The sequence below is a fragment of the Pseudomonas rustica genome (genome assembly GCF_049959085.1).
In the GTDB taxonomy this organism is placed as follows: Bacteria; Pseudomonadota; Gammaproteobacteria; order Pseudomonadales; family Pseudomonadaceae; genus Aquipseudomonas; species Aquipseudomonas rustica.
Map to the genome: position 1 here is coordinate 743,143 of NZ_CP188200.1, position 23,230 is coordinate 766,372.

The 23,230-nt window shown below is 59.4% G+C and carries 19 protein-coding genes and 1 tRNA gene; 6 read left to right on the forward strand and 14 right to left on the reverse strand.

The annotated features are described in order from the left end of the window. Positions 1 to 85: 85 nt before the first annotated feature. The 4 genes from queE to nadA all read left to right on the forward strand — a co-directional run bounded on the left by queE (position 86) and on the right by nadA (position 2,895). The gene (queE, locus tag ACP3TY_RS03570) at positions 86 to 733 is read left to right on the forward strand and encodes a 7-carboxy-7-deazaguanine synthase QueE (RefSeq protein ID WP_426619256.1); all 648 of its coding nucleotides are present in this window, start codon (positions 86 to 88) and stop codon (positions 731 to 733) included. 1 nt (position 734) lies between these two features. Next, complete coding sequence (queC, locus tag ACP3TY_RS03575) at positions 735 to 1,427, forward strand: 7-cyano-7-deazaguanine synthase QueC (RefSeq protein WP_053123071.1); 693 nt, start codon at positions 735 to 737, stop codon at positions 1,425 to 1,427. 62 nt (positions 1,428 to 1,489) lie between these two features. Further along, positions 1,490 to 1,565 (forward strand) — tRNA-Lys (locus ACP3TY_RS03580). Between the two features lie 271 nt (positions 1,566 to 1,836). Next, positions 1,837 to 2,895 (forward strand): quinolinate synthase NadA, encoded by a 1,059-nt coding sequence (gene nadA / locus ACP3TY_RS03585; RefSeq protein ID WP_008080237.1) that lies wholly within the window; start codon positions 1,837 to 1,839, stop codon positions 2,893 to 2,895. A gap of 82 nt (positions 2,896 to 2,977) precedes the next feature. On the opposite strand, the gene ACP3TY_RS03590 is transcribed toward nadA, so the two are convergent. From ACP3TY_RS03590 to arcD (ACP3TY_RS03645), 12 genes are all read right to left on the reverse strand, one after another. Next, on the reverse strand, positions 2,978 to 3,466 hold the full coding sequence (locus tag ACP3TY_RS03590; protein ID WP_212543896.1) for an RDD family protein: 489 nt from the start codon (positions 3,464 to 3,466) through the stop codon (positions 2,978 to 2,980). 97 nt (positions 3,467 to 3,563) lie between these two features. Next, positions 3,564 to 3,776, reverse strand: a complete 213-nt coding sequence (locus ACP3TY_RS03595) for a cold-shock protein (protein ID WP_003227496.1) — start codon at positions 3,774 to 3,776, stop codon at positions 3,564 to 3,566. Positions 3,777 to 4,180: 404 nt separating this feature from the next. Further along, complete coding sequence (gene gcvT / locus ACP3TY_RS03600; RefSeq protein WP_426619257.1) at positions 4,181 to 5,305, reverse strand: glycine cleavage system aminomethyltransferase GcvT; 1,125 nt, start codon at positions 5,303 to 5,305, stop codon at positions 4,181 to 4,183. A gap of 149 nt (positions 5,306 to 5,454) precedes the next feature. Beyond that, the gene (locus ACP3TY_RS03605) at positions 5,455 to 6,831 is read right to left on the reverse strand and encodes an L-serine ammonia-lyase (protein ID WP_426619258.1); all 1,377 of its coding nucleotides are present in this window, start codon (positions 6,829 to 6,831) and stop codon (positions 5,455 to 5,457) included. Between the two features lie 180 nt (positions 6,832 to 7,011). Beyond that, positions 7,012 to 9,864, reverse strand: a complete 2,853-nt coding sequence (gene gcvP / locus ACP3TY_RS03610; protein ID WP_426619259.1) for an aminomethyl-transferring glycine dehydrogenase — start codon at positions 9,862 to 9,864, stop codon at positions 7,012 to 7,014. A gap of 11 nt (positions 9,865 to 9,875) precedes the next feature. Further along, positions 9,876 to 10,259 (reverse strand): glycine cleavage system protein GcvH, encoded by a 384-nt coding sequence (gene gcvH / locus ACP3TY_RS03615; protein WP_159812526.1) that lies wholly within the window; start codon positions 10,257 to 10,259, stop codon positions 9,876 to 9,878. A gap of 575 nt (positions 10,260 to 10,834) precedes the next feature. Further along, positions 10,835 to 12,343 (reverse strand): sigma-54-dependent transcriptional regulator, encoded by a 1,509-nt coding sequence (locus ACP3TY_RS03620; RefSeq protein WP_053123059.1) that lies wholly within the window; start codon positions 12,341 to 12,343, stop codon positions 10,835 to 10,837. Positions 12,344 to 12,575: 232 nt separating this feature from the next. Next, the gene (locus ACP3TY_RS03625) at positions 12,576 to 12,938 is read right to left on the reverse strand and encodes a DUF5064 family protein (protein WP_053123058.1); all 363 of its coding nucleotides are present in this window, start codon (positions 12,936 to 12,938) and stop codon (positions 12,576 to 12,578) included. A gap of 62 nt (positions 12,939 to 13,000) precedes the next feature. Next, positions 13,001 to 13,930, reverse strand: a complete 930-nt coding sequence (gene arcC / locus ACP3TY_RS03630; RefSeq protein ID WP_053123056.1) for a carbamate kinase — start codon at positions 13,928 to 13,930, stop codon at positions 13,001 to 13,003. A gap of 191 nt (positions 13,931 to 14,121) precedes the next feature. After that, positions 14,122 to 15,132: an ornithine carbamoyltransferase gene (locus tag ACP3TY_RS03635; RefSeq protein ID WP_053123054.1), complete on the reverse strand. Its 1,011-nt coding sequence runs from the start codon at positions 15,130 to 15,132 to the stop codon at positions 14,122 to 14,124. Between the two features lie 69 nt (positions 15,133 to 15,201). After that, positions 15,202 to 16,458: an arginine deiminase gene (gene arcA, locus ACP3TY_RS03640; protein ID WP_053123052.1), complete on the reverse strand. Its 1,257-nt coding sequence runs from the start codon at positions 16,456 to 16,458 to the stop codon at positions 15,202 to 15,204. 35 nt (positions 16,459 to 16,493) lie between these two features. Further along, positions 16,494 to 17,921: an arginine-ornithine antiporter gene (arcD, locus tag ACP3TY_RS03645; protein WP_053123050.1), complete on the reverse strand. Its 1,428-nt coding sequence runs from the start codon at positions 17,919 to 17,921 to the stop codon at positions 16,494 to 16,496. 496 nt (positions 17,922 to 18,417) lie between these two features. On the opposite strand from arcD (ACP3TY_RS03645), the gene arcD (ACP3TY_RS03650) reads away from it, so the two are divergent. Next, the gene (gene arcD, locus ACP3TY_RS03650; protein ID WP_053123047.1) at positions 18,418 to 19,845 is read left to right on the forward strand and encodes an arginine-ornithine antiporter; all 1,428 of its coding nucleotides are present in this window, start codon (positions 18,418 to 18,420) and stop codon (positions 19,843 to 19,845) included. After that, positions 19,842 to 20,705, forward strand: a complete 864-nt coding sequence (locus ACP3TY_RS03655) for a DNA-3-methyladenine glycosylase family protein (RefSeq protein ID WP_426619260.1) — start codon at positions 19,842 to 19,844, stop codon at positions 20,703 to 20,705. The genes arcD (ACP3TY_RS03650) and ACP3TY_RS03655 overlap by 4 nt, the downstream gene beginning before the upstream one ends. A gap of 126 nt (positions 20,706 to 20,831) precedes the next feature. Here the strand turns inward: ACP3TY_RS03655 and ACP3TY_RS03660 are convergent, their stop codons facing one another. Continuing rightward, positions 20,832 to 22,178 (reverse strand): CoA transferase, encoded by a 1,347-nt coding sequence (locus ACP3TY_RS03660; protein WP_426619261.1) that lies wholly within the window; start codon positions 22,176 to 22,178, stop codon positions 20,832 to 20,834. A 175-nt stretch (positions 22,179 to 22,353) separates the two neighbouring features. After that, positions 22,354 to 23,109 (reverse strand): methyl-accepting chemotaxis protein, encoded by a 756-nt coding sequence (locus ACP3TY_RS03665; RefSeq protein WP_401242094.1) that lies wholly within the window; start codon positions 23,107 to 23,109, stop codon positions 22,354 to 22,356. Positions 23,110 to 23,230 lie beyond the last annotated feature (121 nt).

A 23,230-nucleotide genomic window follows, 5' to 3' on the forward strand; every position in this document is an offset into this window, starting at 1 on the left:
TTCTTGCGGTCTACGCGTTGGCGGGATTGCCTGAAGTGCCTGACGGAGGCGGACAGCCTGTTTAGCTGTTACGCCCGTGGCGACTATGCAAGACACATTGAGAATCACCGAAGTTTTCTACTCTTTGCAGGGGGAAACGCGGACTGCCGGGCTGCCCACTGTTTTTGTGCGCCTGACCGGTTGCCCTTTGCGTTGCCAATACTGCGACAGCGCCTATGCGTTCAGTGGCGGCACCGTGCGCAGCCTCGACGACATCCTCGAGCAAGTGACCGGATTTCGTCCGCGCTACGTTTGTGTCACCGGCGGTGAGCCGCTGGCGCAACCCAATGCCATTCCTCTGCTTAAACAGTTGTGTGATGCCGGTTACGAGGTTTCGCTGGAAACCAGCGGCGCCCTCGACGTCTCGGCGGTCGATCCGCGCGTCAGTCGCGTGGTTGACCTGAAAACGCCGGGTTCGAAAGAAGCCCATCGCAACCGTTACGAAAATATCGAATTGCTGACCCCCAACGATCAGGTGAAGTTTGTCATCTGCTCGCGGGAAGACTATGACTGGGCGGTATCGAAACTGATTCAGTACGGGCTTGATCGACGTGCGGGCGAAGTGCTGTTTTCGCCAAGTCATCATGACCTCAATGCCAGGGATCTGGCGGACTGGGTGGTGGCAGACAACCTGCCAGTGCGGTTGCAACTGCAGCTGCATAAATATCTATGGAATGATGAGCCGGGGCGCTGATATGACTGAACAACTGAACACTAACGAAAAACGTGCGGTAATCCTGCTGTCCGGTGGTCTCGACTCGGCCACGGTCGTGGCCATGGCCCGCGCTGAAGGTTATGCCTGCTACACCATGAGCTTCGACTACGGTCAGCGCTCCCACGCCGAATTGCACGCCGCTGCACGCGTCGCCCGCGATTTGGGGGTGGTCGAGCACAAAGTGATTGGCCTGAACCTGAACGGCATGGGGGGCTCGGCCCTGACCGACACCAGCATCGACATTCCGGAAGAACTCGGCGAAGGCATTCCGGTGACCTACGTGCCGGCACGTAACACCGTGTTCCTGTCGTTGGCATTGGGTTGGGCAGAAGTGCTTGGCGCGCGCGACATCTTTATCGGTGTCAACGCGGTGGACTATTCCGGTTACCCGGATTGCCGTCCCGAGTTCATCGAGTCGTTCGAGCGCATGGCCAACCTGGCAACCAAGGCTGGCGTGGAAGGCAATGGCTTCCGCATCCAGGCGCCGTTGCAGAACCTGAGCAAGGCGCAGATCGTCCAGGCCGGCGTGAAGCTGGGCGTTGATTATGGTCTCACCGTTTCCTGCTATCAGGCCGACGATGAAGGCCGCGCGTGCGCCAAATGCGACAGCTGCCGCCTGCGTGCGGAAGGCTTCGCGGCCGCTGGTGTGGACGACCCAACACCTTATTTTTGATTATTTTCAAAAAGGTGTTGAATAGTCCTTAAAAATCAGTATTATACGCGCCACCACACAGCGGGTCGTTAGCTCAGTTGGTAGAGCAGTTGGCTTTTAACCAATTGGTCGTAGGTTCGAATCCCACACGACCCACCATTTTTGGCGGTTTAGAAAATCCGGAAGGCCCACGCAAGTGAGGATTTCCGGGTTTTTTTTTGCCTGCAATTCGGCCCCGCGTCGTTTCAGTGTCAGCAGCGCTGACGCAGGTCAGAATGATCTTTTGTATCAACGGGATATTCTGTAGCCTTGCGCAGCTTCAATGCTGTCCGTGCCTGATAATACTCACTCTCCCGGCGGTACCCTCAAGCGGTCCGGAGCCGGGTGTATACTCGACTTTCGCGCGAACGCGCCTGCAGGTCTTGCGAACATGACGCAGATTTCCGAACGCCTTCTGGTTCAAGCCCACCTCGATGCCAAACAGCCCAAACCGCTGACGGCTGAGGAAGAGGCTTATTACCGTGCCGCCATCGCCGCCGAGCTCAAGGCTCAGGACGCGGTGCTGGTTGCCCACTTTTATTGCGACCCGGTGATTCAGGCTCTGGCCGAAGAAACCGGCGGTTGCGTGTCCGACTCCCTGGAAATGGCGCGCTTCGGCAACGCCCACCCGGCCAAGACCGTGGTGGTCGCCGGCGTGAAGTTCATGGGCGAGACCGCGAAGATTCTCAACCCGGAAAAACGCGTGCTAATGCCGACGCTTGAGGCAACCTGCTCGCTGGATCTGGGTTGCCCGGTCGATGAGTTCTCGGCGTTCTGCGATCAGCACCCGGAGCGTACGGTGGTGGTCTACGCCAACACCTCCGCTGCTGTTAAAGCGCGAGCCGACTGGGTGGTGACATCGAGTTGCGCGCTGGAGATCGTCGAAAGCCTGATGGACAACGGCGAGACGATTATCTGGGGCCCTGACAAGCACCTGGGGACGTACATCCAGCGCAAGACTGGCGCCGACATGCTGCTGTGGGACGGTGCCTGTATCGTCCACGAGGAGTTCAAGTCCAAGCAGCTCGAAGACATGAAAGCGCTGTACCCGGACGCCGCGATTCTGGTGCACCCGGAGTCACCGACCTCGGTGATTGAGCTAGCAGACGCCGTGGGCTCAACCAGTCAGCTGATTGCCGCTGCTCAGTCGTTGCCGAACAAGACGCTGATCGTCGCGACCGACCGTGGCATCTTCTACAAGATGCAGCAGCTGTGCCCGGACAAGGTCTTCATCGAGGCGCCAACCGCCGGTAACGGCGCAGCGTGCCGCAGTTGCGCACATTGCCCGTGGATGGCCATGAACACCCTTGAGCGCACGCTGAAGAGCTTGAAGGAAGGCACGAACGAGATCTTTGTCGATCCGGCGCTGATTCCGCAGGCGATTCGCCCGTTGAAGCGCATGCTCGACTTCACCCAGGCTGCACGGATGAAGTTGGCCGGTAACGCCTAAAAGCAAAAGATCGCAGCCTTCGGCAGCTCCTACATTGATCCCTGTAGGAGCTGCCGAAGGCTGCGATCTTTTTTGTGGGCGCTTACTTTTGTTTCTTCGGGATTCGCACCACGCGCGTATCCGAATAGATGTCATGCCACGTGCGCTTCTGCTTGTCGTACAGCGACCAGAAAAAACCCAGTCCCACGCACAGCCACGACGCAATCGACACCATAAACCGCAACAGCGCCTGCCACAGGCTGATCGCGCTGCCATCCGCGTTTTGCACGCGAATCCCCCACACCTGCATGCCCAGTGTCTGCCCGCCGTGGGTCCAGAACTTGGCAAAGAATCCAAACAGCACCAACAACAGTACCGTCGAATACAGCGGATCGCCGTCCATTTTTCCGGCATCGGTCAGCACGCGCAGGCGTTCTTCGCCGATGATCGCGGCCTGGATCAGTTTGTAAATGAAACCGGTGACGATCAACAGTGCCGTGCACAGCAGAAAGTCATAGAACATCGCGGCCAGACGGCGGCCCAGGCCAACGGCAGGAAAATCGCCCTGGGGAGTGAGCAGGTTTTTCGACATGGCAGCCTCTGGACGCGAAAGGAAGCGCCATTTTACGGGTTCGCGCGCACAAAAAAGCCCCTGATATCAATATCAGGGGCTTTTTCGTTACAGAAGATTAGGCTTCTGCTTGTACTTCGTCAGCCTGCATGCCTTTCTGGCCCTGCACAGCAACGAAAGTCACTTTCTGGCCTTCTTTCAGGCTCTTGAAGCCGTTGCCCTGAATGGCGCGGAAATGCACGAACAGATCCGGACCGCTTTCTGGAGTGATAAAACCAAAACCTTTCTCGTCGTTAAACCACTTGACGGTACCGCTCTGACGTGTGGACATTTCTTATTTCCTTTGACGCAAAAATTAATGACAGTCTCTTTCATATGAAAGAGTACTGGGGCTGGTTGCAGGAGAGTAAGAAGACGTCGAACGGGATGTAGCTAACTTGTAGGCTACTGCCCAGGTCACGATTCAAAGCTGACCCATGCAAACACAGTGAACAAACTCTACGCCAACTACGGGAGAAAAAACAAGCCCCCGTGAAGGCCCCGGTTTCAATGCGCTTGATGGCAATTAGTCAGTTCACTAGTGCGGCTTAGGCGATTCGCTTGTTCAATTGTTTTCGATCGTTATAAGCAAAGTTCATATTCGAATAGAAGGGTGGGAGATGCACTGTTTTATGGCGGTTGCGTTACACATTAGTGCACGTTTAACGCAACCGCGTTACTTATAGAAACAGTCAATCAACCACGGTAGTAGCGTTGCGGAACAAATGGCATTTTGCTTACAAGCATTGGCACCTTTTTCCCACGCACGATGGCCCATACGACGGTATCGATCGCGTTATAAGCCTTGTTGAGGTAACCCATCGCCAGAGGCCCGCCAAGAGTCGGACCGAAACCACCGCTGCACACGCTGCCGATGATCTCGCCGGCTTCGTTGACGATTTCGGCGCCTTCGCGCACCGGGGTACGTTCTTGCGGCAGCAGGCCGACGCGTTTACGTGCGACGCCATTCTGTTGCTGTGTGAATACCTGCTCTGCACCCGGGAAACCACCGGCCCGCGCGCCGTCTGCACGACGGGGCTTGGAGATCGCCCACAAGAGGCTTGCTTCGATCGGTGTGGTTTCGGTGTTCATGTCGTGGCCGTACAAGCACAGGCCGGCTTCGAGGCGCAGCGAATCGCGGGCGCCGAGGCCGATGGCCTGTACTTCCGGTTCGGCGAGCAGGGCACGGGCGAGTTTTGCTGCATCGGCGGCAGGAACGGAGATTTCGAAACCGTCTTCACCGGTGTAGCCCGAGCGGCTGACGAAGCAATCCACGCCCAGCAACGACACGCGGTTGAATTGCATGAAGGTCATCTTCGCGACTTCCGGTGCAAGGCGCGCCAGCACCGTAACGGCTGCCGGGCCTTGCAGCGCCAGCAGGGCGCGCTCTTCGAACAGCTCTGTAATGGTGCACTGGTCGCCGATGTGTTTTTGCAGATGGGCGAGATCCTGATCCTTGCACGCGGCGTTGACCACCAGGAACAGTTCGTCGTTGCCGAGGTTGGCCACCATCAGGTCATCGAGGATGCCGCCAGTCTCGTTGGTGAACATGGCGTAACGCTGCATGCCCACCGGCAGGTCGATGATGTCCACCGGCACCAGGGTTTCCAGGGCTTTGGCGGCGTTGGCGCCGGTCAGGCGGATCTGGCCCATGTGCGAGACGTCGAACAGCCCGGCGTATTCACGGGTGTGCTGGTGTTCTTTCATCACGCCGAGCGGGTATTGCACCGGCATGTCGTAGCCGGCGAACGGCACCATGCGGGCGCCGAGTTCGATGTGCAGGGCGTGAAGTGGAGTTTTCGACAGTTGTTCGGTGGACATGCGTGGCTCCTTGAAAATTTGGGTTTGGGGTAAGGGCAAGATCAAGATCAAGAGCCCCTCACCCCAGCCCTCTCCCGGAGGGAGAGGGAGTTAGTTACGTTTCTCTCCCAGGGGGAGAGGTGGTCGATTTCGTTTGGCTAGGTTCGCGATCAGCATTCGATAATGTTGACCGCCAGACCGCCGCGGGCGGTCTCTTTGTATTTGCTTTTCATGTCGGCGCCGGTCTGACGCATGGTGCGGATGACTTTGTCGAGGGAGACGAAATGCTGGCCGTCGCCGCGCATGGCCATGCGCACCGCGTTGATGGCTTTCACCGAGCCCATCGCATTGCGCTCGATGCACGGCACCTGCACCAACCCGCCAATCGGATCGCAGGTGAGGCCGAGGTTGTGCTCCATGCCGATTTCTGCGGCGTTCTCGACTTGCTGAACACTGCCACCGAGCACTTCACACAACGCGCCGGCGGCCATAGAACAGGCCACGCCGACTTCACCCTGACAACCGACTTCGGCGCCGGAGATCGACGCGTTTTCCTTGTAGAGAATGCCGATGGCCGCAGCGGTCAGCAGAAACCGCACCACGCCGTCGTCATTCGCGCCGGGGATAAAACGCATGTAGTAATGCAGCACCGCCGGAATAATCCCCGCCGCGCCGTTGGTGGGTGCGGTGACCACGCGCCCACCGTTGGCGTTTTCTTCATTGACGGCGAGGGCGTAAAGGTTGACCCAGTCGAGGACCGACAACGGATCGCGCAGCGCCGATTCCGGGTTTTTGCACAGTTGCCGATGCAGCGCTGCCGCTCGGCGTTTGACCTTCAAACCACCGGGCAAAATACCTTCGTTACGGCATCCCGCAGCGACGCAGTCCTGCATCACTTGCCAGATGTTCAGCAGGCCGGCGCGGGTTTCCGCTTCCGGGCGCCAGGCGCTTTCGTTGGTCAGCATCACTTGGCTGATCGATAGGCCGTAAGTGGTGCAATGGCTGAGCAAGTCCTTGGCACTTTTGAACGGGAAGGTCAGCGGCGTCGCGTCTTCGACGATGCGATCGGCACCGGCCGCGTCTTCATCGACGACAAAACCACCGCCGACCGAGTAGTACTCGCGGCTGCGGATCTGCAACCCGGCCGCATCGAAGGCGCGGAAGATCATGCCGTTGGGGTGATAGGCCAGCGGCTTGCGGATCATCGCCAGGTGTTCTTTCTCGTTGAACGCAATGCTGTGTTCACCGAGCAGGTTCAAGCGAGCGTTGCCGCGAATTTCCTGCAGGCGCGCGGCGACGGTTTCGGTATCAACGGTGTCGGGATGTTCGCCTTCGAGGCCAAGCAGCACGGCTTTGTCGCTGCCGTGGCCTTTACCGGTAGCGCCGAGGGAACCGTACAACTCGACACGAACGCTGGCGGTGGCCGTCAGCAGGTTTTCACGGCGTAAACCTTCGGCGAAACGCGCAGCAGCACGCATCGGGCCGACGGTGTGGGAACTGGAGGGGCCGATGCCAATCTTGAACAGGTCGAACACGCTTAACGACATGAGTGGTTCTCCTGCGGAGCAGTTGTGAGCTTCAAGTTGCAAGCTACAAGTAAAAGCGGATCGGGTTTTTCCTTGCGGTTTCTATAAGGCCGCAGTGCATGCAGCAAGACACAAGCCGCAAGTAAAAAGCAGATCAGCCCTTACTTGCAGCTTGTAGCTCAAAGCTCGCAACTGCTTCTCTTAAGCGTAGCTTTCGATCGACGGGCAGGCGCAGACCAGGTTGCGGTCGCCGAAGACGTTGTCGACACGACCGACCGGTGGCCAGTATTTGCCTTCAACCAACGATGCAACCGGGTAAACGGCTTGCTCGCGGCTGTACGGGTGCGTCCACTCGCCAACCAGTTCCGCTGCGGTGTGCGGAGCGTTTTTCAGCGGGTTGTCGTCCTTGTCCAGCGTGCCGTTTTCCACCGCGCGGATTTCTTCGCGGATGCGGATCATGGCGTCGCAGAAGCGATCCAGTTCTTCCTTGGATTCGCTTTCGGTCGGCTCGATCATCAGCGTGCCGGCGACCGGGAACGACATGGTCGGCGCGTGGAAACCGAAGTCGATCAGGCGCTTGGCGACGTCATCAACGCTGATGCCGCTGCTGTCTTTCAACGGACGCAGATCCAGAATGCACTCGTGCGCCACCAGACCGTTGCTGCCGGTGTACAGCACTGGGTAGTGCTCTTCGAGGCGACGGGAAATGTAGTTGGCATTGAGGATCGCCAGTTGCGAAGCGCGTTTCAGGCCTGCGCCGCCCATCATGCGAATGTACATCCAAGTGATCGGCAGAATGCTTGCGCTGCCGAACGGTGCCGCGCAGACCGCGCCTTCTTTGCGTTCCATCTGGCCGTGGCCGGGCAGGAACGGCGTCAGGTGCGACTTGACGCCAATCGGGCCGACGCCCGGGCCGCCACCGCCGTGGGGGATGCAGAAGGTTTTGTGCAGGTTCAGGTGCGAGACGTCGCCGCCGAACTTGCCCGGTGCGCACAGGCCGACCATCGCGTTCATGTTGGCGCCGTCGATGTACACCTGGCCACCGTTGTCATGAATGATCCCGCAGATTTCGCGGATGCCTTCTTCGAACACGCCGTGGGTCGACGGGTAAGTGATCATCAGCGCGGCGAGGTGTTCGCGGTGCTCGATGGCTTTGGCGCGCAAGTCTTCGATATCAACGTTGCCGCGGGCATCGCACGCAGTCACGACCACGCGCATGCCAGCCATGTTGGCGGTGGCCGGGTTAGTGCCGTGGGCGGAAGACGGGATCAGGCAGATGTCGCGGCGCTCATCGCCACGGCTCTGGTGATAAGCACGAATCGCCAACAGGCCAGCGTATTCACCTTGCGAACCGGCGTTCGGTTGCAGCGAGATCGCGTCGTAACCGGTGGCGGCGCAGAGCATCGCTTCCAGTTCGTCGGTCAGTTGCTGGTAACCGGCGCTCTGTGCGGCTGGGGCGAACGGGTGCAGGGCACCGAATTCAGCCCAGGTCACCGGGATCATTTCGCTGGCGGCGTTGAGTTTCATGGTGCACGAGCCCAACGGGATCATGGTGCGATCCAGTGCCAGATCCTTGTCCGCCAGTTTGCGCAGGTAGCGCATCAGCTCGGTTTCCGAGTGATAACGGTTAAACACCGGGTGACTGAGGATTGGTGACTGACGTACCAGCGACGCAGGAATGGTGCTTTGCACCGAGGCGGCGAGAGCAGCGAAGTCCGGCAGGGTCTTGCCGTCGGCGAACAGGCCCCACAGGGTTTCAATATCCGCCTGGGTGGTGGTTTCGTCGACCGACAGGCCCAGACGCTGAGCGTCGATCACGCGCAAGTTGATCTGCGCAGCGTGCGCCTTGTCGTGCAGTGCGGCGGTTTGTGCGCCGGTGGCCACGGTCAGGGTGTCGAAGAAACTGGCTTGTTCGACGTTCGCGCCCAGCGCGGTCAGGCCCTTGGCCAGAATCGCGGTCAGGTGATGCACGCGGTTGGCGATCTGCGTCAGGCCTTTCGGGCCGTGGTAGACGGCGTACATGCTGGCGATGTTGGCCAGCAGCACCTGCGCGGTGCAGATGTTCGACGTGGCCTTCTCGCGACGGATGTGTTGCTCGCGGGTTTGCATCGCCAGACGCAGCGCCGGCTTGCCGAAACGGTCAACCGAAACACCGACCAGACGGCCCGGCATGTCGCGCTTGAACGCATCTTTGGTGGAGAAGTAAGCGGCGTGCGGGCCACCGAAGCCCAGCGGCACGCCGAAGCGTTGTGCCGAACCGATGGCGACGTCAGCGCCGAATTCGCCCGGGGCGGTCAGCAGGGTCAGGGCCAGCAGGTCAGCGGCCACGGCCACCAACGCGTTGGCGGCGTGGAAGCGTTCGGTCAGTTCGCGGTAGTCGAACACGTCACCGTTGGCGGCCGGGTATTGCAGCAGCGCGCCGAAGAACGGCGTCACGTCAGTCAGTTCACGCTCATCGCCCACAACAACTTCAATGCCAAGTGGCTCGGCACGGGTGCGCAGTACGTCGAGGGTTTGCGGATGGCTGTGGATCGAGGCGAAGAATTGGTGACTGCCCTTGTTCTTGCTCAGGCGTTTGCAGAAGGTCATGGCTTCGGCAGCGGCGGTGGCTTCGTCGAGCAGCGAGGCGTTGGCGATCGGCAGACCGGTGAGGTCGCTGATCATGGTCTGGAAGTTCAGCAGCGCTTCGAGACGGCCCTGGGAAATTTCTGGCTGGTACGGCGTGTAAGCGGTGTACCAGGCCGGGTTTTCCAGCAGGTTACGCAGGATCGGCGACGGCGTGTGGCAGTTGTAGTAGCCCTGGCCGATGTAAGTCTTGAACAGCTGATTCTTGCCGGCGATGCCTTTGATCATCGCCAGAGCATCGGCTTCGCTGAGGCCGTCGTCCATGCCGAGCACGCTGGTGCCCTTGATGCTTTCCGGGATGACGCTGGCGCTCAGCGCTTCGAGCGAATCGAAGCCGAGGCTGTTGAGCATGGCTTGCTCGTCACCGGCGCGCGGGCCGATGTGACGGGCGATGAATTCGTTGGCGGTGCCAAGGTTTACTTGAGTCATGTCGGTGTTCCTCACGCTTCTGCTTGGGCTTTGATCAGACGGTCGTACGCGTCCTGATCGAGCAGTTTGCCGACAGCGGCGGCGTCGCTTGGCTTGAAGCGGAAGAACCAGCCTTCGCCCAGCGGATCTTCGTTGACCAGTTCCGGGCTGTCTTCCAGCGCCGGGTTGGTTGCCAGCACTTCGCCGTCGAGGGGCATGTATACGCCGCTGGCGGCTTTCACCGATTCCACGGTGGCGGCTTCGGCGCCTTTGTCGTACGCCTGCAATTCAGGCAGTTGCACGAACACCACGTCGCCCAAGGCGTTCTGCGCGAAAGCGGTGATGCCGACAGTAACGCTGCCGTCAGCTTCGGTGCGCAGCCATTCGTGATCTTCAGTAAAACGCAACTCGCTCATGGAAACTCCTCAGGGGCCAGACTCGTCTGGTGGACGCGGTGGAAGGCTTGGGCAGGCAAGCCCTTTATTTATGAAGGGTTGATTAGCAAGAACGCGGCCAAGGTTGATTTGTCTTTATAAATCAATGATTTGGCAGGTTTTTGAATATGGGTTTTGATGAAGTGTGTAGCGAAATCGCTACAGCATGAGGCGAGGAGAAAAGCTGAACCGGATCAAAGCCTTGCACAGCGGTGATCACAGGAGAGTGTAACGACATCATTCCACTGTAGCGCTTTCAGTACAGACGAAGGTCGCTTTTAAGCAGTAAATACAATTCTTGAATTGGAAACCCGGACTGTAGGAGCTGCCGAAGGCTGCGATCTTGTCCCGGCCAATACACATCCAGAGTCAACAGATCGCAGCCTCCGGCAACTCCTACAGAAAACAATCTGGAACACAGTTCAAAATGTAGGAGCGGGCTTGCTCGCGAAAGCGGTCTGTCAGTCACCATTAATTGCAACTGAAAGGCCGCTTTCGCGAGCAAGCTCTGCTCCTACAAGGGCGCGGCGTCGGATTTGATAAGTGTGCAAAAGGAGTTACGGTTTGTTGGGGATGCCGTATTTGCGCAGGCGATGGGCGATAGCGGTATGCGAGGTCTGCAGGCGGCTCGCCAGTTGCCGGGTCGAGGGGTAGCTGACGTAGAGTTTTTCCAGCAGCGCTTTCTCGAACGATTCGACCGCTTGTTCTAGGCTGTCGACCTCGCTGTCGGTCTGCCGCGCCACCGAGGTGCCGGCGATGTCGAGGTCGCCGATGTCCACCAGACTGCTTTCGCAAATCGCCGCCGCGCGAAAGATCACGTTCTGCAATTGCCGCACGTTGCCCGGCCAGCGGTTGCCGAGCAGCGCCGGGTAAGTGCCCGGGGCGAGGCGGCAGACCGGGCGCTGAATCTGCGCGCAAGCCTGCTGCATGAAGTAGCGCGCCAACAGCAGAATGTCCTGACCACGTTCACGCAGCGGCGGCACTTCCACGTTGAGCACGTTGAGGCGATAGAACAGATCCTCACGGAACGACCCTTCGCTGACCATTTTTTCCAGATCGCGGTGGGTCGCGCTGAGGATGCGCACGTTGACCTTGACCTCTCGATCACCGCCCACGCGACGGAAGCTGCCGTCATTCAAGAAGCGCAGCAATTTCGCCTGCAAGTACGGCGACATCTCGCCGATCTCATCGAGAAACACCGTGCCTTGGTTGGCCAGTTCCATCAGCCCCGGTTTGCCGCCACGCGCCGCACCGGTGAAGGCGCCGGGGGCGTAGCCGAACAGCTCGCTCTCGGCGAGGTTCTCCGGCAGCGCTGCGCAGTTCAGAGCAAGGAACGGCGCGTTGTGCCGCGCGCTGATCGCGTGGCAGGCGCGGGCGACCAGTTCTTTGCCGGTACCGGTTTCGCCTTGAATCAACAGCGGCGCATCGAGGGCTGCTACACGTTGAGCGCGGGCCTTGAGAGTGCGAATAGCAGGGGATTCGCCAAGCAGCGCATCGAAACCTTCGGCATGGTCGTGGTGCAGCGCCGAGAGCTGCTCGCCGATGCGGTTGGGTTGATACAACGTGAGCAGGGCGCCGGCGTCGGTGATTGGCGTGGCGTCGAGCAACAAGGTTTGACCGTTGACGGTGATTTCCCGTAACGGCAGGCGGAAGCCGTGTTCGAGCAGCGTGTCGAGCAGGCCGGGGTCGTTGAACAATTCGGAGACACTTTCGCCGGCCGGTTCGCGACCGTAGAGGGCGATCAACGCCGGGTTGCCAAGCAAGACTTTGCCGGCGCTGTCGAGGGCTAGAACAGGATCGGTCATCGCCGCGAGCAAGGCATCGAGCTGCAAGTGCCGACGCTGGCCGGGGAGGATATCGACCACGGTCACGGCTTCCACGCCGAGCACGCGGAACAACGCATCTTTCAGCTCTTCGAGCACTGTCGGACTCAGGGTCGGCGCGTCGATGTAGACGTTCGGCGGGATCATCTCCACCGCATCCAGATTGAGGTTGCGCCCACCGAGGATAGCCAGGACTTCCTGGGTGATGCCAACGCGGTCGATGAAACTGACGTGGATACGCATGGGGCGATTCAGTGATCTGCAGAGCGGAGGGTGGCAAGTATGCCTTGGGGCGGGCTAATGGTGAAATCTGTGTCCTGCGCTGATCGTTCCCATGCTCCGCGTGGGAATGCATCCCGTGACGCTCTGCGTCAAAGCGGACGCGGAGCGTCCGTGGCGGCATGCCCACGCAGAGCGTGGGAACGATCAATCGATGTAGGAGCTGCCGAAGGCTGCGATCTTTTGATCTTGACGGTTACTCGAAATGCTCAGGATTAACCGGATCCCCGGACTGCATGTTCAGCTGTTTGCGGATGTCTTCAAACATCAGGTCGTAATGTTTGTGCACCGAGCCGATCTGGCTGTGCGTCTTGGGAATCCCGTATTTTTCGGCGATCCGGGTCACGTCGCGGGCGAAGTTGTAGGCCTCTTCCTTGGGCAGGAAAAACGTTTCCTTCATGTCCTTGCCCTGCATATTGCCGTGCAGGGTGAACTGTATCCCTTTGCCTTTTTGCGGATCGGTGAACACTTCATAGTCGAGGCAGACGTTGTAATTGACGTCATCGTCGGTCAACGCATGCCGCTCGATGTGCAAATGACCGGGTTCAAACTGGGCCATGAGGAACTCCTTTCAAGGCATTGAACAAGGGCAGACCCCGGGCCTGCCCCCGCCGTTTCTAATTATCGGTAAGTGATGCCAGGCTTCGCTGTGGTCACGCGTGTACCGGCGGTGCCTTGGACAATCGCTTCGATGTCCGCCAGCGAACCGATCACCGCGACCTTGCCAGTATGGCGCGCAAATTCGCAGGCTGCCTGCACCTTCGGCCCCATTGAACCGGCGGCGAAACCGAGGCGCTCGAGTTCATCCGGATGCGCTTCGGCGATGCCTTTCTGCGTTGGTTTGCCGTAATCGATAAACGCCGCGTTGACGTCGGTGGCGATTACCAGCAGATCCGCTTCCAGTTGCTCGGCGAGCAGCGACGAACACAGATCTTTGTCGATCACCGCTTCGATACCCTTGAGGTTGCGGTTCTCGTCATACATGGTCGGAATCCCGCCACCCCCGGCGCAAATCACGATGCTGCCCTTGTCCAGCAGCCACTTGATCGGGCGGATTTCGAAGATGCGTTTTGGTCGTGGGCTGGCCACCACACGACGATACTTATCGCCGTCCGGTGCAATCGCCCAGCCTTTTTCAGCAGCGAGTTTTTCCGCTTCGGCTTTGTCGTAAACCGGGCCGATCGGTTTGGTTGGATTCTTGAACGCCGGGTCGTTGGCGTCGACTTCAACCTGAGTGAGGAGGGTGGCGAACGGGACTTCGAAGTCGAGCAGGTTGCCCAGTTCCTGTTCAATGATGTAGCCGATCATGCCTTCGGTTTCAGCACCGAGCACGTCCAGCGGGTAAGGGGTGACGGAGGTGTAGGCCGCCGCTTGCAGCGACAGCAAGCCGACTTGCGGGCCATTGCCATGGGCGATGACCAGTTGGTTGCCGGCATGGATTTTGGCGATTTGCTCGGTGGCGATGCGGATGTTGGCGCGCTGATTGTCAGCGGTCATCGGTTCACCACGGCGGAGCAGGGCGTTACCGCCCAGAGCTACGACGATACGCATGGTGCATGTCCTTCTAATCAGAGGAGAGGCGAACAACTCGATCTTCCTGCCGGAACCGGGATCCCCTGTGGGAGCGAGCCTGCTCGCGAAGGCGTCAGATCAGTCGACATCTCTGTTGAATGACCCACCGCTTTCGCGAGCAGGCTCGCTCCCACCTTTGGAACCGGTTCCTTCAGTGGGAGCTATTTCAGTTACAGATCAGCGAGGGTCGAGACCAGGATCGCCTTGATTGTGTGCATGCGGTTTTCCGCTTGCTCGAAGGCGATGCAGGCTGGGGACTCGAACACGTCGTCGGTCACTTCGATGCCGTTTTTCAGGTGCGGATACTGTTCGGCGATTTGCTTGCCGACTTTGGTATCACTGTTGTGGAATGCCGGCAGGCAGTGCATGAACTTGGTGCGCGGGTTGCCGGAGGCTTTCATCAGCTCGGCGTTGACCTGGTATGGCAGCAGTTGCTGGATACGCTCGGCCCAGGCTTCCACCGGCTCGCCCATCGACACCCAAACGTCGGTGTGGATGAAGTCGACGCCTTTGACCGCCGCTTTCGGGTCTTCGGTCAGGGTGATGCGTGCGCCACTTTCTTCGGCATATTTGTGGCAACGCTCAACCAGATCATCCAGAGGCCACAGGGCTTTCGGCGCGCAGATGCGCACGTCCATGCCGAGTTTGGCGCCGATCAGCAGCAGCGAGTTACCCATGTTGTTGCGCGCATCGCCAAGGTAGGCGTAGCTGATTTCGTGAATCGGCTTGTCGGCGTGCTCACGCATGGTCAGCACGTCGGCGATCATTTGTGTCGGGTGATATTCATCGGTCAGACCGTTGAACACTGGCACGCCAGCGAACTTGGCCAGCTCTTCGACGATTTCCTGTTTGAAGCCACGGTACTCGATGGCGTCGTACATGCGACCCAGCACGCGGGCTGTGTCTTTCATGCTTTCCTTGTGACCGATCTGCGAAGAGTTCGGGTCGATGTAGGTGACGTTGGCGCCTTGGTCATACGCCGCCACTTCGAACGCGCAACGGGTGCGGGTCGAGGTTTTTTCGAAGATCAGGGCGATATTGTTGCCCTTCAGATGTTGTTGCTCGGTGCCGGTGTACTTGGCGCGTTTGAGGTCGCGGGACAGGTCGAGCAGGTAACGCAGCTCACGTGGGGTGTGGTGTTCCAGGCTGAGCAGGTTACGGTTGTGAATGTTAAAAGCCATGATGGATCTCCTTCGGTGTCGGTTATCCCCCTGGCCGCACTTTATAAGTGACGGCCAGGGCTCAGAGGTTTAGTAGTCGATTGCGTCGCGCACGATTGGGCAGGTCATGCAGTGGCCACCGCCACGGCCTCGGCCCAGTTCACCGGCGCTGATGGTGATGACTTCCACGCCGGCCTTGCGCAGCAGGGTGTTGGTGTAGGTGTTGCGGTCGTAGCCGATGACCACGCCCGGTTCAACGGCCACCACGTTGTTGCCGTCGTCCCATTGCTCGCGTTCAGCGGCGAAGCTGTTGCCGCCGGTTTCCACCACGCGCAACGCTTTCAGATTGAGGGCCTTGGCCACGGTGTCGAGGAAAGTGCCTTCTTCGCGGCGGATGTCGATGCCGCCCTGTTTGCCTTCGTCAGGTCGCAGGGTGAAGGCGACGATCTGATTGACCACTTCCGGGAAAATCGTCACGAGGTCGCGGTCGCAGAAGCTGAACACGGTGTCGAGGTGCATCGCCGCGCGGGATTTCGGCAGGCCGGCAACGATGACTTTTTCCACGGCTTTGTTCTTGAACAGGTTCAGCGCCAGTTGGCCGATGGCCTGACGGGACGAGCGCTCGCCCATACCGATCAACACCACGCCGTTGCCGATTGGCATGACGTCGCCGCCTTCAAGGGTCGAGCTGCCGTGATCCTTGTCCGGGTCGCCGTACCAGATTTCGAATTCGGCGTTGGTGAACTGTGGATGGAATTTGTAGATGGCGGTGGTCAGCAGGGTTTCCTGACGTCGCGCTGGCCAGTACATCGGGTTCAGCGTCACGCCACCGTAGATCCAGCAGGTGGTGTCGCGGGTGAACTGAGTGTTCGGCAGCGGCGGCAGAATGAAGCTCGAATGGCCGAGGAAGTCGCGGAACATCTGGATGGTCTTACCGCCGAAACTGTCCGGCAGATCATCAGCGGACACGCCGCCAATCAGGAACTCGGCGATGTGCCGTGGCTCGAGGCTTTTCAGCCAGGATTTGACTTCGTTGATCAGGCCCAGGCCCACCGAATCGGCGGTGACCTTGCGCTCAAGAATCCAGTCCAGCGCCTCAGGGATGGCGACGATGTCGGTCAGCAGGTTGTGCATTTCCAGCACATCGATGCCGCGCTCGCGCATCTTGGTAACGAAGTCGAAGTGGTCGCGCTTGGCCTGGGCAACCCAGAGCACGTCGTCGAACAGCAGCTCATCGCAGTTGTTCGGGGTCAGCCGCTGGTGGGCCAGACCTGGGGAGCAAACCATGACTTTGCGCAGTTTGCCGGCTTCGGAATGTACGCCGTACTTAACTTTTTCCGTGGTCATTTCAGTGATCCTCCAGATGACAAATTAGTCGGGTATTACAGCGTCAGGAAGCCGTCGTAGAGACCGTAGGCTGCCACCAGGGCACCCACGATCACCGCGGCGAAAAGCAGCTTCTCGACATTAGTGAAAATCGGTTGTTTGAGTTCCAGCTTGGCTTTGGCGAACAGGATCGCGCCAGGTGCGTAGAGCAGGGCCGAGAGCAGCAAGTACTTGACCCCGCCGGCATACAGCAGCCACACCGCATAGATCAGCGCGATGCCGCCGATAATCAGATCCTTGCGCCGTTCGGCCGCAAAGCCTTCGTAAGTTTCGCCGCGCACCGCCAGCAGCAGCGCATACGCCGCCGACCACAGATACGGCACCAGAATCATCGAAGTGGCGAGGTAGATCAGCGACAGGTAAGTACTCGCCGAGAACAGGGTGATGATCAGGAAAATCTGCACCATCGCGTTGGTCAGCCATAGGGCGTTGACCGGTACGTGGTTCTCGTTTTCCTTGCGCAGGAACTCCGGCATGGTGTGGTCTTTGGCGGCGGCGAACATGATCTCCGCACACAGCAGCACCCACGACAGCAGCGCACCCAGCAGCGAAATGATCAGACCGACGCTGATCAGCACCGCGCCCCAGTGACCGACCACATGCTCAAGCACGGCGGCCATCGACGGGTTCTGCAGTTTCGCCAGTTCCGGCTGAGTCATGATGCCCAGCGACAGCACGTTCACCAGCACCAGAAACAGCAGCACGGTGATGAAGCCGATCACGGTGGCTTTACCGACGTCCGAGCGTTTTTCCGCGCGGGCCGAGAAGATGCTCGCGCCTTCGATGCCGATGAACACCCACACGGTGACCAGCATCATGTTGCGCACCTGGTTCATCACGCTGCCCAGATCCGGGTTTTTAATGCCCCAGATGTCGGCGGTGAAGATGTCCAGTTTGAAGGCGAAAATCGCGATCAGAACGAACAGCACCAGCGGCACAACCTTGGCGACCGTGGTCACGAGGTTGATGAACGCTGCTTCCTTGATTCCGCGCAGGACGAGGAAGTGCACGGCCCACAGCAGCACCGAGGCGCCGATCACGGCTGCGACAGTGTTGCCTTCACCGAAAATCGGGAAGAAGTAGCCGAGGGTACTGAACAGCAGAACGAAGTAACCGACGTTGCCCAGCCAGGCACTGATCCAGTAACCCCAGGCGGACGAGAAACCCATGTAATCGCCGAAACCGGCCTTGGCGTAGGCGTAGACACCGCCGTCCAGATCAGGCTTTCGATTGGCGAGGGTTTGAAAGACAAAAGCGAGGGTGAGCATGCCGACAGCGGTGATGGCCCAACCGATCAGCACGGCGCCAACGTCGGCGCTGGCGGCCATGTTTTGTGGCAAAGAGAATATCCCGCCACCGATCATTGAACCGACTACCAACGCAACCAGTGCACCGAGTCGTAGTTTTCCGGGAGCTTCAGACATTGCATGACTCCATTGCAGGAGAAGAGAGATCACAGCGTAGTTCTGTTGTCTGTTCAGTTAGCTGACTTAGATCAGTGCATGGTCACATTCCATTGTTAATGAATGACTTATGAATCGGCTGAAGGCATAAAGCTATCGTCTGCGAAGCCCGATTTAGACGCTTTGTGGCTACATGCTTAGGAATGGCTATTATTACTTTCGAATTATGACGCTAGTTCGTTTTGGCGGATTGGCAAATTTTCCGCGTCTGTTTTCAGTACAGAATTGATTTATTAGGATCAGCGCACAAAATTGTCTGAGCGTGCTAGGCGTTAGCGTGATCGGCTATATATAAATGGGCATTTGTTGGCGTTATCTAATAAACGTACTTACTCTTTACCCATTTAGTTAGTTAAGTCATAAACCTGTGGTGAGGGGTTCGGTGCATCTGGGGTTTGGGTGGATCCTGAGGTTTGGCTGGAAATTGAGAATTCGTTGATCAGGAAGGGAGATTTGAATGTCGCAACCGACGCAAAAGCTGCGCCTAGGCGCGTTGATCGCTCTGGTGGTGGGGTCGATGATTGGTGGGGGGATTTTCTCGCTGCCGCAGAACATGGCGGCGCGGGCCGATGCCGGGGCGATATTGATCGGTTGGGGCATCACCGCGATCGGCATGCTCACGCTGGCGTTCGTCTTTCAGACCCTGGCCAACCGCAAGCCTGAACTGGATTCCGGTGTCTACGCCTATGCCAAGGCCGGGTTCGGCGACTACATGGGATTTTCATCGGCGTGGGGTTACTGGATCAGCGCCTGGCTGGGTAACGTCGGTTATTTCGTCCTTTTATTCAGCACCCTCGGCTACTTCTTTCCGGTGTTCGGTCAGGGCAATACGCCGATCGCCATCGGCTGCGCTTCGGTGCTGTTGTGGTGCGTGCATTTTCTGGTAATGCGCGGGATCAAAGAGGCAGCGTTCATCAATCAGGTGACCACGGTGGCGAAGATCGTGCCGCTGATCATGTTCATCGTCATCGCCGCCGTCGCCTTCAAGGCCGACATTTTTACCCGCGACATCTGGGGCACCAGCAACCCGAACTTCGGCAATGTCATGGATCAAGTGCGCAACATGATGCTGGTCACGGTGTTCGTGTTCATCGGCATCGAAGGCGCCAGTGTTTACTCGGCGCGCGCGGAGAAACGCAGCGACGTCGGCCGCGCCACGGTGATCGGCTTTATCGGTGTGCTGGCGCTGTTGGTGCTGGTCAACGTGCTGTCGCTGGGGATCATGAGCCAGCCGGAACTGGCCAACCTGCAAAACCCTTCGCTGGCAGCGGTGCTGGAACACATCGTCGGGCCATGGGGCGCATTGCTGATCAGCATCGGCTTGGCGATCTCGCTGCTCGGTGCGCTGCTGTCGTGGGCGCTGCTCTGCGCAGAAATCCTCTTCGCCACGGCCAAAGACAAAACCATGCCGGCGTTCCTGAAAAAGGAAAACAAAAACCACGTGCCGGTGAACGCGTTGTGGCTGACCAACGCGATGATCCAGATTTTCCTGCTGATCACCCTGTTTTCGGCGGGCACCTACACCAGCCTGATTTATCTGGCCTCGTCGATGATTCTGGTGCCGTATCTGTGGTCGGCGGCGTATGCCGTGCTGCTGAGCGGGCGTGGCGAAACCTACGAACACGCCTCGGCCGAACGCACCAAGGATTTGCTGATCGGCGGCATCGCCCTGGGTTATGCGGTGTGGTTGCTGTACGCCGGCGGGGTGAAATATTTGCTGCTGTCGGCGCTGCTGTATGCGCCGGGGGTGATCCTGTTTGCCAAGGCCAAACATGAGCAGGGCGAGCCGATTTTCACTTCTATTGAGAAGGGCATCTTTACCGTCGTCATCATCGGTGCGGGTCTGGCGGCGTATGGCTTGTACAGCGGCATGCTGTCGTTGTGAGGTTGGCGCTGGACTATCAACCGCCGTATGACTGGGAGGCGATGCTGGGTTTTCTCGCGGCGCGAGCGGTGGTCGGGATGGAGACCGTGGTCGATGGCGTGTATTCGCGCAGCATCGGGTTGAACGGGGTGCATGGCACGGTTTCAGTGTGGCCCGGTGCTGCTGATTCGCTCGCGGTTGAAGTGGATTTTCCTGAATCGCAGGCGCTGCCGGAGATTGTTCGGCGGTTGCGGCGGATGTTCGATCTGGATGCGGATCTGGCGGTAATGCAGGGGCATCTTGCGCAGGATCCGCTGCTGGCGCGGTTGATGGCCGAGCGTCCGGGGTTGCGCATTCCGGGGGCGTGGGATGGTTTGGAACTGGCGTTTCGTGCTGTGCTCGGGCAGCAGATTACCGTGCTGGCGGCGATTCGCTTGGCGGGGAAATTGGTGGCTCAGTATGGCGTGCCGTTGCAATCGACGGTGCCGGGTTTGAGTTACGTGTTTCCTGAGGCGAGTGTGTTGGCTGAGGCGGATTTGGCGGCGTTGGGGATGCCCAAGAGTCGAGGGCGGACACTGTCGGGCGTGGCGCAGGCGTTGCTTGATGATCCAGCATTATTTGAGCCTTATCGCGAAGGCGGGGTGGCGCGGTTGCTGGCGTTGCACGGGATTGGCGAGTGGACGGCGCAGTACATTGCGCTGCGGCAGTTGCGCGATCTGGATGGCTTTCCCCATGGCGATGTCGGGTTGTTGCGGGCGTTGGAAGTGCTGGAAGGACAGCGGCCGACGGCGCGGGAATTGGCTGTGCGGGCGGAGGGTTGGCGGCCTTATCGTGGGTATGCGGCGCAGGTGTTATGGGCGTCTTTGAGTCGTGGTGATTGATCCGGAATTTGCGTGGCCAATTCAGTCCTCATCGCGAGCAGGCTCACTCCTACAGTTGACCGCGTTTCTACTGTTGGAACGCGGTCAACTGTAGGAGTGAGCCTGCTCGCGATAGCGGTTTAAAATTCACCACTGAGGTTGGTGTGAACCCAAGTCCACGGCAGGCAACGCCCACTGCAACGGTGTGCCGCTGATCTTCACGGGCGCCAGCAACCGATGTGCTGGCCCCCATGGGGTTTGTTCCAAGGGCAACCCTTGGTCTTGTTCATCCTCGGCACGCAACGCTTCGGCTATTCCGGCCCCGTGTTCGATCAACAACCTCGCCGTCCGCGCCAACGACAACCGTGCCGAACCACCATGTCCATTCCGCAACCGCTCAGTCAGCAACCTGATCGCACTCGCCGCCATCAAATAGCCGGTCGCATGATCCAGCCCCTGCACCGGCAACGGCGTCGGTTTGTCCGCGTGCTTCCAGCGCTGCCCGGCCTCGGCGATGCCGCTGCTCATTTGCACCAGGCTGTCGAAGCCACGACGGTTCTGCCACGGGCCGCTCCAGCCGTAAGCGTTGAGGCAGACATCGATCAGCCCCGGCGCCAATTGGCGACGGTGTTCGAGGCCGAAACCAAGATTCTCCAACGCATCAGCGCGATAACCGTGCAGCAGAATGTCGGCGTCTTTCAGCAGACTCTCGAACACCGCGCGATCCGCCGGAACCTGCAAATCCAGCCGTGCGCAGCGTTTGCCCAAGGTCATCTCCGGGACGACGCCGGGCTCGTTCCAGGTCGGCGGATCGATGCGCAAAACCTCAGCACCGAGCCCCGCGAGGAAACGACTGGCGGTAGGGCCGGCGAGCACGCGCGTCAGATCTAACACCTTGATCCCGGCCAATGGGCGTTCCACGGAGCCTTGCCACGATTTCGCATATTCATCCTGATCAGCGATGAAGTGCACCAGCGGTTCGGCATTCACCGCCAACCCCTGCGGATGCTGTTGCCACTGCGCCCAACTGCGCATTTCGGCGGCGCAACCCTTGGCGTCGACCACCGCTTGCTCCAGCTCCGTGCTCGCCCACTGCGCGACTTTCGCCGCCATCACCGCGCGGTCGGCGCAGGCACCGAGCACGCGTTCAGCGGCGGCGCGGTGGTACGGGGCGTTGGTGTGCAGGCGAATCCAGCCGTCGCGCGTTGCGTAGTCACCGGCGACCGGATCCCACAGCGGCGGCACTTGCCAGCCGATCGGGCGCAGTGATGACGAGAACCAGAACGAGGCCAGACGACGATCGACTGCAACGGCGGGCAGGTGGCCGGTTTGTTGCTGCAAGAGTTCGCTGATGGCTTGCCCGGCAGCGGCGATGCTGGCGCAGGCCAGATCGGTGACGGCGAAGGCCGAGGGCAGGGCGCCACTGGCGGTGAACGCAATCGGCGTGTGCGGCAAGCCGAGTGCGGCTTGAATGGACGTGAGTAAATCAGTCATCGAAGGCCCTCCGGAGCGAGAGGGCGATGATAGTGCAAAACGTCACGGGATTAGATGAAGGCTCTTGTAGGAGCTGAGCTTGCTCGCGAAAGCGGTGTGTCAGTCGACGAAGATGTTGAATGTGACGGCCTCTTCGCGAGCAAGCTCTGCTCCTACAAGTTTGTGTGGTGAGGGTCTAGACGCGGAACTGATCCATCAATTTCATCTGCTGGCTCGCCAGTGCATTGAGCTGGCTGCTGATCGCCGCCGACTCGGTGGCTTGTCCGGTCAAGGTCTCGGTCACAGTGCGAATCGCCGAAACGTTGCGATTAACCTCTTCGGCCACCGCGCTCTGCTGTTCCGCCGCGCTGGCAATCTGCAGGTTCATGTCGCTGATCACCGTCACCGCGTCGCTGATCTTGCCCAGCGCATCCACGGCCTGACGAATCTGCCCGGCGTTGTTGTGCGCCTGAGTCTGGCTCGAATGCATGGTCGCGACCACGCCACGGGTGCCGGTCTGAATACGTTCGATAACCACGCGAATCTCTTCCACCGAATCCTGCGTGCGTTTGGCGAGGTTACGCACCTCGTCGGCGACCACGGCGAAACCGCGTCCACTCTCACCGGCACGGGCCGCCTCAATCGCCGCGTTGAGCGCGAGCAGGTTGGTCTGTTCGGCGATGCTGCGGATCACTTCAAGTACCGAACCGATCTGCTCGCTGTTGACCGCCAGCGCTTCAACTTCGGTCACCGCTTTGCTGACTTCATCGGCCAATTGATTGATGTCGCGGGTGCTGCGTTCGATGATCGACATGCCGTCCTTCGCCGACTGATCGGCACCTTTCGCGGCGTTGGCTGCGTTCGACGCGCTGTTGGCGACGTCGTGGGCGGTGGCGCTCATTTCGTTGGACGCGGTGGCGACCTGATCGATTTCGCGGAACTGCACCTGCATGCCTTCGCTGGTCTGACGGGCGATTTCCGAAGACTGGTCGGCGGTGCCGCGCGCTTCGGTGATGCTCTGTTTGATCTGCGCGATGGTCGGTTGCAGCTTGTCGAGGAAACGGTTGAACCAG

Excerpts from the sequence above, each read along its gene's own strand:
- queE (WP_426619256.1), top strand. The coding sequence starts at position 86 with ATGCAAGACACATTGAGAATCACCGAAGTTTTCTACTCTTTGCAGGGG.
- queC (WP_053123071.1), top strand. The coding sequence starts at position 735 with ATGACTGAACAACTGAACACTAACGAAAAACGTGCGGTAATCCTGCTG.
- nadA (WP_008080237.1), top strand. The coding sequence starts at position 1,837 with ATGACGCAGATTTCCGAACGCCTTCTGGTTCAAGCCCACCTCGATGCC.
- ACP3TY_RS03590 (WP_212543896.1), bottom strand. The coding sequence starts at position 3,466 with ATGTCGAAAAACCTGCTCACTCCCCAGGGCGATTTTCCTGCCGTTGGC.
- ACP3TY_RS03595 (WP_003227496.1), bottom strand. The coding sequence starts at position 3,776 with ATGTCCACACGTCAGAGCGGTACCGTCAAGTGGTTTAACGACGAGAAA.
- gcvT (WP_426619257.1), bottom strand. The coding sequence starts at position 5,305 with ATGTCCACCGAACAACTGTCGAAAACTCCACTTCACGCCCTGCACATC.
- ACP3TY_RS03605 (WP_426619258.1), bottom strand. The coding sequence starts at position 6,831 with ATGTCGTTAAGCGTGTTCGACCTGTTCAAGATTGGCATCGGCCCCTCC.
- gcvP (WP_426619259.1), bottom strand. The coding sequence starts at position 9,864 with ATGACTCAAGTAAACCTTGGCACCGCCAACGAATTCATCGCCCGTCAC.
- gcvH (WP_159812526.1), bottom strand. The coding sequence starts at position 10,259 with ATGAGCGAGTTGCGTTTTACTGAAGATCACGAATGGCTGCGCACCGAA.
- ACP3TY_RS03620 (WP_053123059.1), bottom strand. The coding sequence starts at position 12,343 with ATGCGTATCCACGTCAGTTTCATCGACCGCGTTGGCATCACCCAGGAA.
- ACP3TY_RS03625 (WP_053123058.1), bottom strand. The coding sequence starts at position 12,938 with ATGGCCCAGTTTGAACCCGGTCATTTGCACATCGAGCGGCATGCGTTG.
- arcC (WP_053123056.1), bottom strand. The coding sequence starts at position 13,930 with ATGCGTATCGTCGTAGCTCTGGGCGGTAACGCCCTGCTCCGCCGTGGT.
- ACP3TY_RS03635 (WP_053123054.1), bottom strand. The coding sequence starts at position 15,132 with ATGGCTTTTAACATTCACAACCGTAACCTGCTCAGCCTGGAACACCAC.
- arcA (WP_053123052.1), bottom strand. The coding sequence starts at position 16,458 with ATGACCACGGAAAAAGTTAAGTACGGCGTACATTCCGAAGCCGGCAAA.
- arcD (WP_053123050.1), bottom strand. The coding sequence starts at position 17,921 with ATGTCTGAAGCTCCCGGAAAACTACGACTCGGTGCACTGGTTGCGTTG.
- arcD (WP_053123047.1), top strand. The coding sequence starts at position 18,418 with ATGTCGCAACCGACGCAAAAGCTGCGCCTAGGCGCGTTGATCGCTCTG.
- ACP3TY_RS03660 (WP_426619261.1), bottom strand. The coding sequence starts at position 22,178 with ATGACTGATTTACTCACGTCCATTCAAGCCGCACTCGGCTTGCCGCAC.
- ACP3TY_RS03665 (WP_401242094.1), bottom strand. The coding sequence starts at position 23,109 with ATGCAGGTGCAGTTCCGCGAAATCGATCAGGTCGCCACCGCGTCCAAC.